The organism is Nocardia sp. CC201C (assembly GCF_030010695.1).
In the GTDB taxonomy this organism is placed as follows: domain Bacteria; phylum Actinomycetota; class Actinomycetes; order Mycobacteriales; family Mycobacteriaceae; genus Nocardia; species Nocardia otitidiscaviarum.
In genome coordinates this window covers 1-3,049 of sequence record NZ_JASCXP010000606.1, presented here as the reverse complement: position 1 = coordinate 3,049, position 3,049 = coordinate 1, and the positions used below count along the sequence as shown (strand labels likewise).

Annotated in this window: 1 protein-coding gene; it reads left to right on the top strand. The window is 66.8% G+C overall.

The annotated features are described in order from the left end of the window. Positions 1-105 precede the first annotated feature (105 nt). Positions 106-3,049: UPF0182 family protein (locus QK444_RS34785; protein WP_282786244.1), on the top strand; the 2,944-nt coding region annotated here is incomplete at its 3' end.

Below are 3,049 nucleotides of genomic sequence, written 5' to 3'. Positions count from 1 at the left end.
CGAACATCGGGTGTGCCCCATCCACTGCCGGGTGTTTTACGTAGAGTGGGGCGCGAAAGGTCTCGTGGGACCACCATCGATCACCGGACTCAGGAGCGTGGCACCGTGGGCATGCGCCCCCCGACAGGCTTACCTTCGCTGTCTCGACGCAGCCGAGTACTGCTGGTCGCAGCACTCGTCATGGCCGCACTGCTGCTGGTGGGCCCCCGGCTCACCGACGCGTACACCAACTGGCTGTGGTTCGGCGAGGTGGGTTTCCGCGACGTGTACCACCGCGTCCTGCTGACCCGGATCCTGCTGTTCCTGGCGGTCACCATCGCCGTCGCCGCCATCATCTGGGTGGCGCTGCTGCTGGCGTACCGCACCCGCCCCATGTTCCTGCCGCCGGCCGGCCCCGGCGATCCGATCGCCCGTTACCGCACCACGGTCATGAGCCGACTTCGCCTGTTCGGCGTCGGCATTCCGCTGGTGATCGGTCTGCTGTCCGGTCTGGTCGCGCAGTCGAGCTGGGTGACGGTGCAGCTGTTCCTGCACGGCGGTTCCTTCGGCCAGAAGGATCCGCAGTTCAATCTCGACATCGGCTTCTACGCCTTCGACCTGCCGTTCTACCGCTGGGTCCTGAACTGGCTGTTCGTCGCCGTGCTGATCGCGTTCTTCGCGAACCTGGTGACCCACTACGTCTTCGGCGGTCTGCGCCTCACCGGCCGGGAAGGGTCGCTGAGCACCGCGGCGCGCGTGCAGCTGGCGGTGCTGGCCGGAATCTTCGTGCTGCTCAAGGCGATCGCGTACTGGTTCGACCGCTACGCCCTGCTGTCCAGTCAGCGCAAGGAACCAACCTTCACCGGTGGTTCCTACACCGATATCAACGCGGTGCTGCCCGCCAAGCTCATCCTGCTGTCCATCGCGGTGATCTGCGCGGTCGCCTTCTTCGCCGGCATCGTATTGAAGGATCTGCGGGTTCCGGCGATGGCGGCGGCGCTGCTGGTGCTGTCCTCGGTGCTGGTGGGCGCGGTGTGGCCGCTGCTGGTGGAGCAGTTCTCGGTGCGCCCGAACGCGGCCACCAAGGAAGCCGCCTATATCGAGCGCAATATCGAGGCGACCAGGCAGGCGTACGGAATCACCGACGACAAGGTCGAATACGTCGACTACAAGGGCGTCGCCCAGAACACCAACGGCGCCAGCATGTCGGCCGCCGACCGCGCCACCATCGCGAATATCCGCCTGCTCGATCCGAACCTGATGCAGGCCACCTTCATTCAGCGCAACCAGCAGCTGCAGAACTTCTACGGCTTCCCCGATCCGCTGGACGTGGACCGCTACGAGGTCAACGGCGAGATGCGCGACTTCATCGTCGCGGCCCGTGAATTGCAGCCGCAGAACCTGTCCGGCAACCAGACGGACTGGATCAACAAGCACACCGTGTACACGCACGGCAACGGTTTCGTGGCCGCGCCCGCGAACCGCGTGAACGTGGCCCCGCCCAAGGAGTCCGAGCAGGCGCAGCAGGCGGCGGGCGAATCGGGCGGCTACGGCTACCCGGTCTTCGACGTGGACGGCCTGTCGACGGTCAGCGATCTGTTCATTCCGAAGGAGCGGCAGGCGATTCCGGTCGACGAGCCGCGCATCTACTACGGCGAGCTGATCTCCAAGAGCGACGCGGACTACGCCATCGTCGGTGCCAACGGTCAGCCCGCCCGCGAGTACGACAAGCCCGACTCGCAGTACACCTACGACGGTGCGGGCGGTGTGCCGCTGGGCAACTGGGTCAACCGCTTGGCCTTCGCGGCCAAGTACGCCGAGCGCAACATTCTGTTCTCCGGCGTGATCGGCCCCGATTCGAAGATCATCTTCAATCGCAATCCGCGGGATCGCGTGGAGCAGGTCGCACCGTGGCTGACCGCCGACAGCGACGCCTACCCGGCGGTGGTCGACGGCCGCATCGTGTGGATCGTCGACGCCTACACCACCCTGGACAGCTACCCGTACGCGCAGCGCACCTCGCTGGACGGCGTGCTCGAGGACAGCATCGACCAGACCACCGGGCGGCTGCTGCCGCGCAAGGAGGTCAGCTACATCCGCAACTCGGTGAAGGCGACCATCGACGCCTACGACGGCACCGTCAAGCTGTACGAGGTCGACTCCACCGATCCGGTGCTGCAGGCGTGGCGCGGCGTGTTCCCGAACGCGGTGACGCCGGAGAGCGAGATCTCGCCGGAGCTGCGGGCGCACTTCCGCTATCCCGAGGATCTGTTCAAGGTGCAGCGTGAACTGCTGTCGAAGTACCACGTGAACGATCCGCGCGAGTTCTTCACCAACAACGCCTTCTGGTCGGTGCCCAACGATCCGACGGTGGAGGGTGCGGCCGCCAACGCCCATCAGCCCCCGTACTACCAGCTGCTCGGCGACCCCGAGACCGGCAAGCCGATGTTCACCCTGACCAGCGGCATGGTGGGTTTCCGCCGCCAGTTCCTGTCGGCGTACCTGCAGGCGCATTCGAATCCGGAGAACTACGGCAAGATCACCGTGCTACAACTGCCACCGGGTTCGGAGACACCCGGCCCCGGCCAGACGCAGACGTCGATGACCACCGCCGACGAGGTCTCCCGCGACCGCAACCTGCTGACCGGTGGCAATGTCAACAAGATCCGCTACGGCAATCTGCTGACCCTGCCGGTCGGCAACGGCGGCATCCTGTACGTCGAGCCGTGGTATCTGGAACGCAATGCCGGAGCCGGTGCCCCGACCTTCCCGCAGCTGGTGAAGGTGCTGGCCAGCTACCGCGACAAGGTGGGCTACGGCTCCACGGTGCAGGAGGCCCTGGACAAGGTGCTGCCCGGCACCGGCAGCGCCGCCACCAACCAGCCCGGCCAGCAGGGCGCCACGCCGCCGCCGAACCAGGGCACGACACCGCCGCCCGATCAGGGCACGACGCCACCGCCCGCGGGCCGGGACGCCGCCGTCGCCCAGATCGACGACGCCCTGAGGTCGGTGCAGGACGCTCAGCGCTCCGGTGACCTGGGCGCTCTGGGCCGCGCCCTGGAACGCCTGC